Annotated in this window: 8 protein-coding genes and 1 pseudogene; 7 read left to right on the top strand and 2 right to left on the bottom strand. The window is 74.7% G+C overall.

The genetic code is table 11. The features are described 5' to 3' along the window. Positions 1-141 precede the first annotated feature (141 nt). Positions 142-678 (top strand): glutathione peroxidase, encoded by a 537-nt coding sequence (locus AC559T_RS07875; protein WP_020462948.1) that lies wholly within the window; start codon positions 142-144, stop codon positions 676-678. A gap of 80 nt (positions 679-758) precedes the next feature. Here the strand turns inward: AC559T_RS07875 and AC559T_RS07870 are convergent, their stop codons facing one another. Then, entirely contained in the window at positions 759-1205 is a 447-nt protein-coding gene (locus tag AC559T_RS07870) for a winged helix-turn-helix transcriptional regulator (RefSeq protein WP_071061011.1), read from the bottom strand. Between the two features lie 798 nt (positions 1206-2003). Here AC559T_RS07870 and AC559T_RS07865 point away from each other — a divergent pair. The 5 genes and pseudogenes from AC559T_RS07865 to AC559T_RS07845 all read left to right on the top strand — a co-directional run bounded on the left by AC559T_RS07865 (position 2004) and on the right by AC559T_RS07845 (position 10002). Next, positions 2004-5315 (top strand): DUF2309 domain-containing protein, encoded by a 3312-nt coding sequence (locus tag AC559T_RS07865; protein ID WP_498868273.1) that lies wholly within the window; start codon positions 2004-2006, stop codon positions 5313-5315. Further along, on the top strand, positions 5312-8002 hold the full coding sequence (locus AC559T_RS07860; RefSeq protein WP_498868272.1) for a proton-conducting transporter transmembrane domain-containing protein: 2691 nt from the start codon (positions 5312-5314) through the stop codon (positions 8000-8002). Before AC559T_RS07865 ends, AC559T_RS07860 begins: the two co-directional genes overlap by 4 nt. Continuing rightward, positions 7999-9327 carry a proton-conducting transporter transmembrane domain-containing protein gene (locus AC559T_RS07855; RefSeq protein ID WP_498868271.1) on the top strand — a complete coding sequence of 443 codons (1329 nt, stop codon included), beginning with the start codon at positions 7999-8001 and terminating at the stop codon, positions 9325-9327. Before AC559T_RS07860 ends, AC559T_RS07855 begins: the two co-directional genes overlap by 4 nt. Positions 9328-9568: 241 nt before the next feature. Further along, positions 9569-9784: pseudogene (locus AC559T_RS07850) on the top strand (SpoIIE family protein phosphatase); the annotation flags it as partial. Positions 9785-9840: 56 nt separating this feature from the next. Next, the gene (locus AC559T_RS07845; protein ID WP_498868270.1) at positions 9841-10002 is read left to right on the top strand and encodes a hypothetical protein; all 162 of its coding nucleotides are present in this window, start codon (positions 9841-9843) and stop codon (positions 10000-10002) included. Here the strand turns inward: AC559T_RS07845 and AC559T_RS07840 are convergent. After that, complete coding sequence (locus tag AC559T_RS07840; protein WP_498868269.1) at positions 9989-12844, bottom strand: serine/threonine-protein kinase; 2856 nt, start codon at positions 12842-12844, stop codon at positions 9989-9991. The two genes, AC559T_RS07845 and AC559T_RS07840, sit on opposite strands and share 14 nt — an antisense overlap. A 656-nt stretch (positions 12845-13500) precedes the next feature. Between AC559T_RS07840 and AC559T_RS07835 the strand changes: the two genes are divergently transcribed. Further along, positions 13501-14337: a cobalt-precorrin-6A reductase gene (locus AC559T_RS07835; protein WP_498868268.1), complete on the top strand. Its 837-nt coding sequence runs from the start codon at positions 13501-13503 to the stop codon at positions 14335-14337. Positions 14338-14348: the final 11 nt, after the last annotated feature.

Below are 14348 nucleotides of genomic sequence, written 5' to 3'. Positions count from 1 at the left end.
CGTCCGCGTCGGCCCGTCCGGCTCCACCCGTGCGGGCCAAGGCTGTGTCCGGTCCTGTCCGGCCGGCTCCCGCTACGCGTCGGCGTCCCCGCCGCCGGACCTGCGGTCGTCGGGTCCGCACCACCGAGAGCTAGGTCGATCATGACTGTCCATGACTTCACCGTCGAGGCGACGGACGGCACCTCCCGATCCCTGCGCGACTACGCCGGCAAGACGCTGCTGATCGTCAACGTCGCCAGCAAGTGCGGCCTGACCCCGCAGTACGAGGGGCTGGAGGCGCTCTACCGCGACCTGAAGGGGCGCGGGCTGGAGATCCTCGGCTTCCCGTGCAACCAGTTCGGCGGCCAGGAGCCGGGCACCGACGCCGAGATCCAGGAGTTCTGCTCGACGAACTTCGACGTCACCTTCCCCGTCTTCAGCAAGATCGAGGTGAACGGCCCCGGTGCGGCCCCGCTGTACGACTACCTGCGCTCGGAGGCCCCCGGCGACTTCGGGCCGGAGTCGGGCTTCCTCTACGAGCACATCAAGCGCTCGCGGCCCGAGGCGATCGGCACCGACGAGGTGAAGTGGAACTTCACCAAGTTCCTGGTGGACGGCGAGGGCAAGGTCGTCCGCCGCTTCGAGCCCACCGTCACCCCGGACGAACTCCGCGGCGAGCTCGACACCTCCCTGGCCTGACGGGAGCGCTGTCGCCGACCCGGTAGCGCTGTAGCTGTCCGCCGCCCGGCAGACCGCCGGGCGGCGGACACGCGTGGCGGTCAGTGGCTCGGGCGGACCTCGCCGAGCCGCACGACCGTGGTGTCGCCGAGGCGCACCTGCTCGCCGCAGCTCGCGCACACGCACCGGGGCCGCAGCTCCGCGCCGCAGGAGTGCGCCCACACCGTCGGTGGCGGACCGGGCGTCACGTACCGGTCGCCCCAGTCCATGAGGCCGAGCAGCACCGTGTTCAGCGCCCTGCCGGACTCGGTCGCCACGTACTCGTGACGCGGCGGATGCTCGCTGTACTGCCGCTTCTCCAGCACCCCCGCCGCGACGAGCGAGCGCAGCCGGGTGGCGAGGATGTCCCGGCTCGCGCCGGTGTTCTCCACGATCTGGTCGAACCTGCGCGCGCCGAGCAGGACCTCCCGCAGGGCGAGCAGGCTCCAGCGTTCCCCGACGACGGCGAGCGCGTTCGCGATCGAGCACTCCCGCGCGGTCTTGCCCATCGCGGGCCTCCTCCATGGCCATGGACGTCCCCGGGACAGTGGCGAAGGTCCTGGAGCAGGGGTCCCGGGAGCAGGGGTCCCGGGCACCAAGTCCATCCAAATTTCGAACTTACCACCGCGCCGCGGGGCCGGCCCGCCGCCGGCTACGGAGGTGCCGGGCGCTCCCCCACCCACGCGGGCGGGTCGCGCGGCCCGTGACGGAACCCTGGCACGGCCGGGTGACAAGTCGGCCGGTAAATACCCTGGTGAGGGGCGGGCGTGGCGTGGGGCGGAACGCCTCCGGGTGTTCGTGATGTAAACAATGTCACCGCTCGAAAAGGTAGTCCTGTGTTTGCCGGGCAGCATTGGTGAACGCCTTCGCCGGTGATCGGCGACATATTCGAGGTTCATGCCACCTGTCGGCCGGCAAGGTTCGCGAGTAGCGTTCACGGTGATTCTCACCACCGCCATGACCGGCGCGGTCCGTGGGGGGCCAGGGTCCTTCATACTGATGTGGGACAGGCGGTCTGGCGCCGGCGGTACACCGGTCAGCCTGGCCGGCCCACGGATGGGCGGAACCGGCCGCGCGTCGTCGCTGGATTCGCGGCCGCGTTCAACAAAGTACTTCTCCCTGGCGCCGGGCCACCCGCCCGGATTATCAGGTTAACCCGTCCAACGGCGGTCGGGAGCTCGCTGGGCCGACACGGTCGTCGCGATGCTGGAAGACATGTGAGTACTCACCGCCATGGCGGGGGAACCGGTCGTTCGGAAAGAAGAACAGAACCCCGGATTCGTCGCCGGTAAGGGATGGGAGGGGACATGGCCTACGCCGCGGACCAGATCGAGATGATCACCCGGATCGTGGAGGAGGCGGGCGAGCTCCTGCCGCCGCAGGCCCCACTGGGGTACTTCTCCCATCACAACCCGCTGCACGCCCTGGAGGAGCTCCCGTTCCAGCGCGCGGTCGAGCACGCCTCGGCGATGCTGGGCACGGAGGCGCTGCAGACCGAGGAGGCCTTCGCCGCGCATCTCGCGTCCGGCCGGATCCTTCCCCGCGATCTCGCCGCGGTCCTCGAGCATCACGGCGACCGGGCGGGCGCTGTCCCCGGCCGGCATCTGCCGGTGGGAGCCCAGGGCACGCGCGGGGCCGGGGAGGAAATGCTCGACGGTGACGCCGAGGTCGTCCCCGGCGGGCCGACGTGGAACGAGTTCCGGCTCGCCCGGCTCGGGCTGTTCATCGACGTGCCGCGTGGCGCCGGGGCGTTGTGGGCGCTGGCCGACGGCGGTGAGCTGCACCGCGTCCACCCGCTGGTCACCGAGGCGCGGCGGGAGGAGCTGACCCGCCAGGGCCGGCGCCGTTTCGCGACCACGGAGCGGCGCACCCGGCGCACCCGGCGCACCCGGCGCGGCCGGGCGGCCCGGCTGCAGGCGCTGCGGGCCCGGCTGCTCGCGCAACTGTGGGAGGACCTGCGCCGGCACGCGCCGCCGCCGGCGCCGCGGCCGGTACCGCTGCGCCGCCGCGACCAGGTGCTCGAACAGTTCGGCGTCGACACCGACGAGGCCGTCCACCCGGTGCTGATCCGGCTCTGCGCCGTCTTCCTCGACCAGGGAGTCGCCGCCTGGGAGATGCCGCACCGGGAGAAGGGCCTGCTGGCCGCCTTCCGGCACCTGTTCGGGACGCTCGGCGCCCCGCGGGAGGCGTGCTGGGCCGGCCTCGGCGGCCAGCTGCGCCAGCAGCTCCGGATGAACTGGTCCGCCGAGCGGACGGTCGCCTGGGCGCTGTGGGCGCTGCAGGTGCCGGTGCACGCCTGGGCGGACACGGTGCGCGCGACGCTGGTCTCGCTACGCGGCTGGGCCGGGATGGTCCACCAGTTCGAGTGCCGTCCCGACCGGGCGCCGTCGCGTCCGGCACCCGCCCGGCTCATGGACTACCTCGCCGTCCAGCTCACGCTCGAGGTCGTCGTCTCCCACAACGTCCTGGCGCGGCTGATCGGCCCCGACGCGCGGCCGGAGGACCTCGGCCCGCTCGGCGCGCCAGGCGCGGCCCAGGGTGTCCTCGCGACCGGCGCCACCGTCCAGGACGATCTCACCCGGGGTGAGCAGGAACTTCGCGGGGGCGACCTGGAGCTTGCCTACGAGGCGTTCGTCCTCGCGCAGGTGATGGACGTCGAGACCGAGGTGCTCGGTCATCCCCGGTGGGCGCGGGCCTGGTTGCGGGCCGTCGCCGAGTTCGACGCGGGCCGGCGGCGCTGGCTGCTGCACCTCGCCTACGAGCGCCGCTACCGGACCCAGGTGCTCGACGCGCTGTCGGCGCACGACCGGCGCTTCCCCGGGACGGTGCCGCCCCCCGACTTCCAGGCCGTGTTCTGCATGGACGAGCGGGAGGAGTCGCTGCGCCGGCACCTGGAGGAGAGCCATCCCCAGGTCCGGACCTACGGCGCCTCGGGGTACTTCGGGGTCGCCATGGCCTACCAGGGCCTCGACGACGTCCGCCCGCGTGCGCTGTGCCCGGTCACGATGACGCCGCGGAGCCTGGTCGTCGAGCGCGCGGTGGACGACGGCGAGCTGGTCGCCTACCAGCGGGCCCGGCGCAGGAAGGCCCAGCTCCAGCACACGATCTCGGCGGCCCGCGGCCGTCCGGTGCGGGCCGCGGCGTACTCCGCCATCGCCGGGCTGGCCGAGCTGGTGCCGCTGGCCGCCCGCGCGGTCGCGCCCAGGGCCGCCGGCGAGGGCGTGCGGATGCTCGGCCGCCGGGAGCCGGCGCGTCCGCTCACCCGGCTCGTCATCGAGGCGGCGCAGGACCACACACCGTCCACCGGACCGGCGGGGGATGGCGCGCAGGCGGGCGAGGCGGAGGAGCTCGTGCCGGGCGTGGGGGCGGGGCCGCTGCGCCTCGGGTTCACCGTCGAGGAGATGGCCGAGATCGTCGACACGCTGCTCACGACGATCGGCATGAGCGGCCCGCTCGGCCCGGTCGTGTTCGTGATCGGGCACGGTTCGTCCAGCGTCAACAACCCGCACGCGGCGGCCTACGACTGCGGCGCCACCGGCGGCGGCCAGAGCGGCCCGAACGCGCGCGCGTTCGCCGCCATGGCCAACCATCCGCGGGTGCGCGCCGCCCTGGCCCACCGCGGCCGCCTGATCGGCCCGGACACCTGGTTCGTCGGCGGCCACCACGACACCTGCGACAGCTCCCTGGCCTACTACGACACCGACCTGGTGCCCGCGCACCTGCGGCCGGCCCTCACCACAGCCACGGACGCGCTGCTGACCGCCGTCCAGCTCGACGCGCACGAGCGCTGCCGCCGGTTCGAGTCGGTCGGCCCGGACGTCGCCGCCGGCACCGCCCACGCCCACGTGCGGGGGCGCTCGGAGGACCTCGGGCAGTCACGACCGGAGTACGGGCACAGCACGAACGCGACCTGCGTGATCGGCCGGCGCTCGCGGACCCGGGGCCTGTACCTCGACCGCCGCTCCTTCCTGGTCTCCTACGACCCGACCGCGGACCCCGACGGCGCCGTGCTCACCCGGCTGCTCCTGTCGGCCGCCCCGGTCGGCGCCGGCATCAACCTCGAGTACTACTTCAGCCGGATCGACCCGATCGGGTACGGCGCCGGGTCGAAGCTGCCGCACAACATCACCGGCCTGGTCGGCGTGATGGACGGGCACGGCTCGGACCTGCGGACCGGGATGCCGTGGCAGTCGGTCGAGATCCACGAACCGATGCGGCTGCTGGTGATCGCCGAGGCGGAGCCCGAGCGGCTGGCCCGCATCGTGCGGGAGAACCCGCCGCTGCGCGGGCTGGTGGAGGGCGGCTGGATCCAGCTCGCCGCCTGGGACCCGTCCGGCCCCGAGACCTACCTCTACCGCGACGGCGCCTTCGAGCAGCACCAGCCCGAGAACCTGCGCTTCCCGGTGGTGGCCCGCTCGGAGCACTACTACGCGGGCCAGCGCGACCATCTCCCGCCGGCGCACGTGCTCGCCGCCTTCGGCGGATCCCCGGACGTCGTGATCGACCGCCCGGGCACGGTGGCCGTGGCGGGCGCGGGAGCCGTCCAGCCCACGCGGGACGCGATCGAGCTGCCGGAGCAGGCGAGCGGGCCGCTGCCGGTGCGGCGGGACGGCCAGTGACCACCGACCCGTCCCACCCGCTGCTCGCCGCCGCGCTGATCACCAGCGTCGCCGCGCCGGGCACGGCGGTGGCCGCGCTGGCGGTGCCCATGTGGTTCGGCCGCCTGCGGTCCGAACGGATCATCGGCATGATCGTGGCCGCCGCGTTCACCGTCTCGACCCTCGCCTGCGCGGTGCTCGCCCTCGGCCTGATGGCGACCGGCCGGGACACGGTCGACGCCAGCATCGGCCCGTGGTTCGGCGCGCACGGCCACACCTTCGCCTGGAGCCTGACGGCGGACATGCTGTCCGTCCCGTTCGCGCTCGTCGCGGCCGTCCTCATCGGGCTCACCGGCGCCGTCTCCGCGCGCTACCTGCACCGAGAACCCGGATTCGCCCGTTTCCACCTCCTCCTCGTCCTGTTCGGGACGGGGGTGGAACTCACCCTGGTCGCGGGCGAGCTTCCGGCGCTTTTCTTCGGCTGGGAGCTGGTCGGGCTGACCTCGGCGCTGCTCATCGCCTTCTTCGTGGAACGGCCCGGGCCCGTCCGGCACGGCCTGCGGGCCTTCCTCACCTACCGCGCCGGCGACGCCGGCCTGCTCGTCGCGACGGTCTGGCTCGGGCACCTCGCCGGCACGGCCGGCGGAGACAGCGGCGGCCACGGCGGCAGGCACGGCCTCAGCTGGGACGACGTCCTGTCGTCACCCGGTGCCACCGCCCACGCGGAGATACTGGGCTTCCTGCTGCTGACCGCGGTGCTGGGGAAGTCGGCGCTGGTCCCGGTCGGCGGGTGGCTGCCGCGGGCGATGGAGGGACCGACGCCGTCCAGCGCCGTGTTCTACGGGGCGGTGTCGATCCACCTGGGCCCCTACCTCCTGCTGCGGGCGCAGCCGATGCTGGACCACGCGCCGGCCGTCCGCGCCGCCCTCGTCTGCGTCGGGGCACTGACGGCGCTGCACGCGACGCTCGTCAGCCGGGCCCAGAGCGACGTCAAGAGCGCGCTCGCCTACGGGTCGATGACCCAGGTGGGGCTGATCGTCGCCGAGATCGGGCTGGGGCTGCACACGCTGGCGATCCTGCACATCCTCGCCCACGCGACGCTGCGCTGCGCGCAGATCCTGCGCTCGCCCAGCGCGCTGCGCGACAGCCAGCGCCTGGAGCAGGCGCTGGGCGGCCAGGCCCCCGTGCCCGTATCGCGGCTGGGGCGGATCACGCCGGGACGGTGGCAGCCCCGGCTCTACCGGCACGCGTTCGAGAAGGGATACGCAGACGTGGTGCTTCGCCGAGTCGGAGGAGCCGCCGCCCGTGCGCTGACGGCGATCGACCGCTGGCAGCGACAGGCCGCCGACCTGATCGGTGGCCGGGGCACCGACCCCGGCCCGCCCTCTCCGGCCCGCCCCCCGGGACCCCCGATGCGGCCACTGACAGGCCCGATCAAGCCCGTCGAGGACGTCCCGGCCAGCCCCACCGGCGATGCCTCCGCCAGGGCCGCCGGGGACCTCCCGGCCGGGGCCCGGTCGCGGCAGCCTGCCGACACGCGGGCGGAGCCGCCGGCCGGGGCTGGGGCTGGGACCGCGCCCGCGCCCGCGGAACCGGAGCGCCGTCCCGCGGCCGACCCCAGGGCCCGGCACGGATCCGGGCCTTACGGCGCCGACTCCTACGCCCTGGACTTCTACGGCCCTGACCCGTGCGGGCCTGACCCGTGCGGCACGGACAACGCGGTCCCGGGCGAGGCCGCCCTGACGACCCGGCCGATCGTCGGGGAGACGGCGGAGCCTGCTGCCGGTGCGGAGGTCGCTGAGGTGGCGGAGGCCTCGGGTCTGCAGGAGGCCCCCGCCGCGGCCGAGACCGCCGGCAGCGCCGGCAGTGCCGAGATCGCCGAGATCGCCGAGGATCCGGCGTGCCCCGGGGCGGGGGAGCACAGCGGGCCTGCCGAGGAGTCTGCGCCGGTGACCCGGCCGGCGGCCCCGTCCCGGCTACCGAACCTGCGCAAGCTTCCCGACCAGGCCCTACCGCCGGCGGTGTCCCGTCCCGGGGCGCCTTCGCGCCATGCGGAACCGTCCGCACCGCCCTGGCTGCCGGGCCCGCGCCCGGCGGCTGACGACCTCGCACCAGGCGCCGCGCCGTCGGATGTCGCGCTGTCGGGTACCGCGCGGTCGGCCGCACCCTCGGACGGGGCCCCCGACGAGCACGATCGGCCGGGCGCGGCCGACGACCGGGGCTCGGTGAGCGACCGAAGCCCAGTCACCGGCCCGGGTCCAGTCGATGGTCTGGAGACGGCCGACGCTCCGGAGGCTGTGGACGATCCGGGCACGGTTGGCGATCCGGCGGTAGATGTCGTGGGTACGGCGGACGCCCCGGAGGCGGTCGACGGTCCAGGGACTGCCGACGCCGCGGAAACGGTCGATGGTCCGGAGGCCGTCGACGGCCGGGAGGCGACCGACGGTCCGGACGCGGTCAACGGTCCGGAGACACCCGGGGGTCCGGAGACGGTCGACGGTCCGGAGGCGACTCGGGGCCCGGAGGCGCCGGAGAGGCCGGGGCCGGGCGGTCTGGCGCGCCGGGACGACGATCCCGCCACGCACCGCCTCCGCACCAGGAACGGTTCGCCCACCGTCGGCGCCTCGCGTTGGCGCCACCAGGAGGACCGGCCCCGGTTCCCCGCGGATGTCCGCCCCGTCCGCCCCCGGGGAGGAGGGCCCTGGTGACCGTCGCGGTCGTCCCGTTCGTCGCGGCCGCCTTCCTGCTCGCCGGCTCGGTGGCGGCGCGGCGGGCGCCGGACCCTCGGGCCGCCCGGGCCGCCGCGGCCGGGTGCGTCACCGTCACGGCCCTCGGCGTCGCCGCGACGATGGCCGGCACCCGCTGGACCGGGTGGCCCGACGGCCACCAGGTGGGCCTGCTCGCCCCCGGGTCCGGGTGGTGGATGCCGTTCGTGACCTGCCTGGCCGGTCTCGGCGCCACCGCACTGGCCCCGATCACCCCACCCCTGACCGCCGCAACGCATGGCGACGCGCGGGCGGTCGCCTCTCACGACCAGGCGACATTCGCGCGGATCATGCTCGTTCTCGCCTGCGGCGCGGCGGCGACGGCGGTGGCTGATCCGGTCGCGGCTGTGATCTCGTGGGCGCTTTCGGCCTGCGTCGTGTGGCGGGAAATGCGTGAGCGCGCCCCCGGCCGCGGCCCGACCCGGCTGTTCGCCCTGCACCACTTCGTGGGAGTCGGGGCCTGCGCCGCCGGGCTGCTCCTGGCCGACGGGCTCGGCGGCACAGCGGCCGCACTGCTGCTCGTGGCCGGTGTTGGTGTCCGCCAGTGCCTACTGCCACTGCACCTGTGGTTCGAGCCCTTCGCCCGGACGGCCCCAGCCGGGCTGGTCGTCGCCTTCGCCGCCGGGCCCGCGGGCGTTCTGCTGCTCCCCGAGGTCGGACGGGCCGTGCCGGACCGCGGCTGGGTCGTCGCCGCGGCCGCGGCGACCGCCCTGCTGGGCGCCGGACTCGGGCTCGTCGCCCGGGACGTCCGGTCCGCGCTGGCTCAGGTCGGCCTGGTGCTCTCCGGCATCGTGAGCTGCGGAGTTCTCATCGGGTCCGAGTCGGCGCGGTCGGGGGCCGTCCTGGCCTGGCAGGTCGGCGCCGTCGCCGCGGGCGGTGCGACGATGATCGCCGCGGCGACCGAGGCCCGGCGGGGCCCGATGCTCCTGACCGGCCCGGGTGGCTGCTTCGCCCGCACGCCGCGGCTCGCCGTCGCGTTCCTGCTGTTCGGGCTGACGTCGATCGGGTTCCCGGCGACCCTCGGCTTCATCTGGGAGGACCTGCTGCTGGACGGTGTGGGCGGCTGGTCGCTACCGGTGACCGGCGCCCTCGTCCTCGCGATCGCCGGAGCCGGTGCGACGGTGATGAAGTGGTATTTCGCCGGCTACACCGGCCGGCGTGACCATGTCGGCGAGCAGGACCTGACCCCGCGCGAGTCCAACGCCGTCACCGTCCTGCTGGCCGCGCTGATCCTCGGCGAGCTTGCCCCCGCCCTCCTCCTCCCCTGATCACCCACCCCGCGCTCCCCGCACCCCACCCAACTGGCGACCGGCCGGTCGCCCTCGCACCGGACTGGTCGACCCCGCGCGCTGGACCGAAACCGAGCGTCGCACCGGTGATGTGCGCGGCAAGGGCCTGGACGCGGTCGGGATCGCCAGTCGGGTGCTCGGCTGCTTCCGGGTCGTCGCCGAGATCAGCGTCCTGGACGACTTCGTCACCGCCGTCGTCGTGCAGATCCGCGGCGACCGGATGGACATGGTCAACGCCGGGCACCCCGATCCGATCCTGGTACGCCGGACGTCCGCGCGACCGCTGACCGCGGTCAGCAGGCGGCCGCCGCTCGGGCTTCTGGTCGGCGGGGCCGACAGCACCTCGATCGTGATCGAGCCCGGGGGCCGGGTGCTGCTCTACACCGATGGCATCGCCGAGGCCCGCCATCCCGGGTCGGGGGAGTTCTTCCCGCTGTTACCGGCCGTGGGCGCGGCGCTGGCCCGGCCCGGCCCGCCACCCTCGACAACTGCTTGGGTGATCTTGTCGCCCGGGTCCGGGAGTGGACGGGCTCGGCGCTCACCGACGACGTCGCGCTGCTGGTGGCGGAGGTCCTGGGGCCCGGGTCTCCGGCATCGGGGCGCCGCCCGGCGGCCGCTGACCTCGCGGATCCCGTCCGGCCTACTTCTTGGTGACCTTGCCGTCGCAGCTGTAGACGAGGACCTCGCCGTCGCCGTCGTCGTCCGTGTAGTCGACCTTCATGTCGTCGTCCCGGACCCAGCCGTAGGTCTCGGTCCCGTCGAGGCGTGCCCACCACCACGTGTCGTTGGTCTTCGTCACGACGTTGCACCACAGCCAGAACTTCCGGCCCCGCACGAGCGTCACGACCGCTCCGCAGGTGTCCGCCGGGCCCTCTCGCAGGACGCTCGCGTTGATCAGGACACCGGTCCCGTCACCGTTGGCCCTGGTGGCGGGTTTGGCGGGGCAGCTGAGCCGCTGAGTGGGCGTGGGGGAGACCCGCGGGGCGACGGGTGCCGCCCGCGGGGTCTCGCCGGTCGCCGGCTTCGGGGCGGGGGCCGCGGTCGGCGTCGGCGTGGCCGTGGGCGAGGCTTCGGCAGCCCTCGGCGTCGTCCTCGACTCCCGGCGGATGGCGCCCGGCGACGCTTCGGGGGAGCCCGGACCGTCCGTACCGACGTCCTGCGACGGGGTGACCACGAGCGCGACGGGCTCGCCGCCAGCCGGCTTGGAGGCCAGCCAGAAGAACACCGCGCTGACGGTGACGAGCAGGGCCAGCACGACGGTCACCAGGCGGCGACGCCGACGGCGGCCGCGGCGGCGGGCCCCGGACGGGTCGCCGTCGCCCGAGTCGGACGGGGACGCGGGGTCACCGGCCTGCCGTGGCCCGTCCGACCCGGCTGACCCGGACGCGCCCCCGGCACCCCGCTCGCCCCCGGAGTCCCGAGCGTTCTGGGAGTCCTGGGAGTCCTGGGAGTCCTGTGCGTTCCGCGGCGTGGCCTGCTCGCCTGGGGCGGCCGGGCCGGATGAGTCGGTGGTCCCGGCTGGGCCGGGGGCGCCGGCGCCCCCGGCGGAACCCGGCGACGGGGCCAAACCAGGGAAAGCTGAGCCCGCGGCGGCCCGGGGCGCGGATCCGCCCGGCGCCGCGGAACCGCCGGAACCGCAGGAACCCGTGAGTCCGCCGGAGCCCGCGGGCTCGGGCCCGGGCCCCCGGGAGTCCGTGAGCCTGGGGGAACCCGCCGGGCCGGAGGAGCCGGTGCCCGGAGATCCGGTGGCCTTGCCCGGCCCCGCGGGAGCGCTCGGCTCGGCAGGGCCGTCCGGTGTGGATCTGCCGGATGGCTGAGCCGGAGCGTTCGCGGGGGCGGAGGGGCCGGCGGCCGCGAGGGCGCCGCGAACCGCGGACGACCCGAACGCGGCCTGCGCACCGTTCATCCCGTTCGCGACGGACTCCGGCATACCCGCGCCGTCCTCGGGACTGGGGGCGGGCGTTCCGAGTCCACCGGAGGTGTCGTAACCGGCCGCGGCACCCGCGGCGTCGAGCCTCCCGGGCTCGTCGGACGCACCGGCCGCGCCCGGCGAGCCGGGTGCGCCGGATGACTCAGGGCCACCGGCGCCGCGACGGCTACCAGGGCCGCCAGGACCACCGGCACCGCCAGGGCTACCAGGGCCGCCGAGGCCACCGGAGCCACCGGCCGGTGGGCCGGCCAGGGCTTGTGCGCCGCCGGCCGCGCCGCCGCCGGCGGCGACGCTCGCCGCCCCGATCGCGCGGGGGACGCGGGGTGCGCACAGGGCCCGTGGCTGGCGGGCCGCGTTGAGGGCCCGCGGGGAGTTCCCCGCGTTGAGCGCATGGGGCGGATGAGGGGCACGCGCGATGTGGGTGATCGACGCCGACGAGTAGGACGACGCCGAGTGGGGGGCGGCGACGTTGTCGCTCGGCTCGCTCGGGAACGGCGTGCCCAGCGCGTCCATCGCGTCGGGCGCGCCCGTCGGCGCCGACTGGAACGTGGGTGGCGGGACCGCCGACATGCTCGCGGTCGGCGAGGGCACCGTGGAGATCCGGTACCGGGTGACCTCGGCCGCGACCGTGGGCGGCAGCCATCCGCCGCCGGTCTGCAGGTACAGGTCGTCGGTGATCGCGGATCGGCACAGCTCGATGACCTGCGTGGACGTCGGCCGCTCCGCCGGGTCCTTCGCGAGGCAACGGGCGAGTACCTCCCGCACGTTGTCCGGGCAGTGGTCCCAGTCGGGCTGTTGGTGCTCGATGCGGTGGAACACCGCGGCATCTGACCCGAACGGGGGACGTCCGGTCAGGGCGTAATAGGCGGTCGAGCCGAGTGCGAAGACATCGCCCGCGGCGTCGATCTGCTTTCCTCGGACCTGTTCCGGTGACATGAATGCGGGTGTTCCTATGCGTACACCCGTTTGGGTCATGGCCGCGGTCGATGTCTCGATGGCGCGGGCCACACCGAAATCAATGACGCGCGGCCCGTCGTCGGCCAGGATGACGTTGCCGGGCTTCAGGTCGCGGTGGATCACACCCGCCCGGTGTATGGACTGCAGTGCCTCGGCCACGCCCGCGATCAGCATCAGCACGGTCGCCGACGGGAGCGCGCCCTGGCGCACCACGGCGACCGCCAGCGAGGGGGCGGCGACATAGGCTGTGGCGATCCACGGGCGCAGGGCCTCGGGATCAGCGTCGATCACAGGAACGGTGTAGGGCCCCTGGACCCGCCGCGCGATCGCGACCTCTTTCGAGAACCGGCTGCGGAAGTCGGGGTCCGCCGCGAGTTCCGGGCGGGCCACCTTGAGGGCGATCGGACGTCCGCCGGGGGTGTACGACAGGTACACCGCGCCCATGCCGCCTTCGCCGATCCGGGCTCGCAGCAGATATCGGCTCACGCTGTGTGGATCGTGCGGCGTCAGCGGGGTAAACACCGCATCGCGCACGGGTTCGATCCGACTGGCGGGCGCTGCCGGCTCGCCTGGACCCACCCCGACCGCGCTCTGCGGAGTGTCGCTCATCGTCCCCCTCCCGGGGCCGCGCCCAAATCGAATCGACCATGTCGGAAGAACGACCATGTCGTAAGAAATGGGTTTAAGGCAGTCACGTGCATCTTATGGGTGGCTACCGTGCCAACCGCCTGTTCGGGCGGGTGGTCTGGGTCCGGTCGGGGTGTGACCGTGCGCTCGTGTGGATCGCGTTACGGCCTACTTGACGGCCGCGGTTCGACGGCTTTCAGTCCCATGACCTGCACGGAGTCGAAGCGGCGGGTGCCGGATGGCCGCAGCGGCGCCCACCGGTCGGCACCTGGTCGGTATCCGGACGGCACCCGGCCGCGCGTCCGACGGCCCGCCGCATCGCCCAGATGGGTGAGAACCCGCGAGCCCGCCAAGCTGGACGGCGCGACCTCGCGCATGCCCGGATGCGCACGGCACCAGGAACCACACGGAGAGACAGCAGAGGCGAGATCGAATACCAGGGAAAGACGACCGGGCGACCCGGGAGGAAGGGAGGAGGCGCGGCCGTGAAGAACGGCCTGCAGAACGGAGCGGACGAGACGAGGCGGAGCTGATGGGGCGGAGCGGAGCTGATGAGACGGGCGGATGGGGGAGACTGGCGCTGTGCAGCCGGCCGGTCCCTACCGAGCACTCGGGGCACGCCGGCCGGGTGCCGGCCGATGACCCGGCGCGTGCTGCTGTTGGGCGGGACCGCCGAGGCCCGGCGGCTCGCCGCCGCCCTCGCCGACCGCGCGGATCTCGACGTGGTCTACTCCCTCGCCGGCCGGCTGTGGCCCCCGACAGTGTCGACGGTGCCGGCGGGGGCCACCGTCCGCAGCGGTGGGTTCGGTGGCCCGGACGGCCTGGTCGAGTTCCTGCGGGAACATGACGTGGCCGCGGTGGTCGACGCGACCCATCCCTTCGCGGCGCGGATCACGGCGGCGGCGGTCGCCGCATGCGCCGCGACCGGCGTGCCGCTGCTGGTGGTGCGCCGTCCCGGCTGGACGGAGAGCGACGGCGACGACTGGCGGCGGGTGCCGTCGCTGCCCGCGGCGGCCGCGCTGCTCGCCGCTGGCCGCCCCGGCGGGCCCAGCGATCCCAGCGATCCCAGCGATCCCGGTGAACTCGGTGAACCGGGCGAGCCCGGAGAGCGGCGCGGTCGCCGGGTGTTCCTCACTGTGGGCCGTTCCGGGGTCGCCGCCTTCGCCGGGCTCGACCACTGGTTCCTGGCGCGATCCGTCGAACCGCCGCCGGGGCCGGTCCCGCGACGGCTGCGCGTCCTGCTCGACCGCGGCCCCTTCACCGTGGATGCGGAGACCGCGCTGCTGCGCCGCCACGAGGTCGACACCGTCGTCACCAAGGACAGCGGCGGCTCGCTGACGGCGGCCAAGCTGGTGGCCGCGCGCCGGCTCCGGCTGCCGGTCGTGATGGTCGACCGGCCGCCGCTGCCCCGGCAGGCCCGGGTCGTGGCCACGCCGTCCGCCGCGGTCAGCTGGGTCACCGACGAGCTGCGCTGACATGCCCGCGG

The organism is Frankia sp. Hr75.2, from assembly GCF_949319125.1.
GTDB lineage: Bacteria > Actinomycetota > Actinomycetes > Frankiales > Frankiaceae > Parafrankia > Parafrankia soli.
The sequence above is the reverse complement of the archived record's forward strand: the minus strand, read 5'-3'. Positions and strand labels throughout refer to the sequence as shown.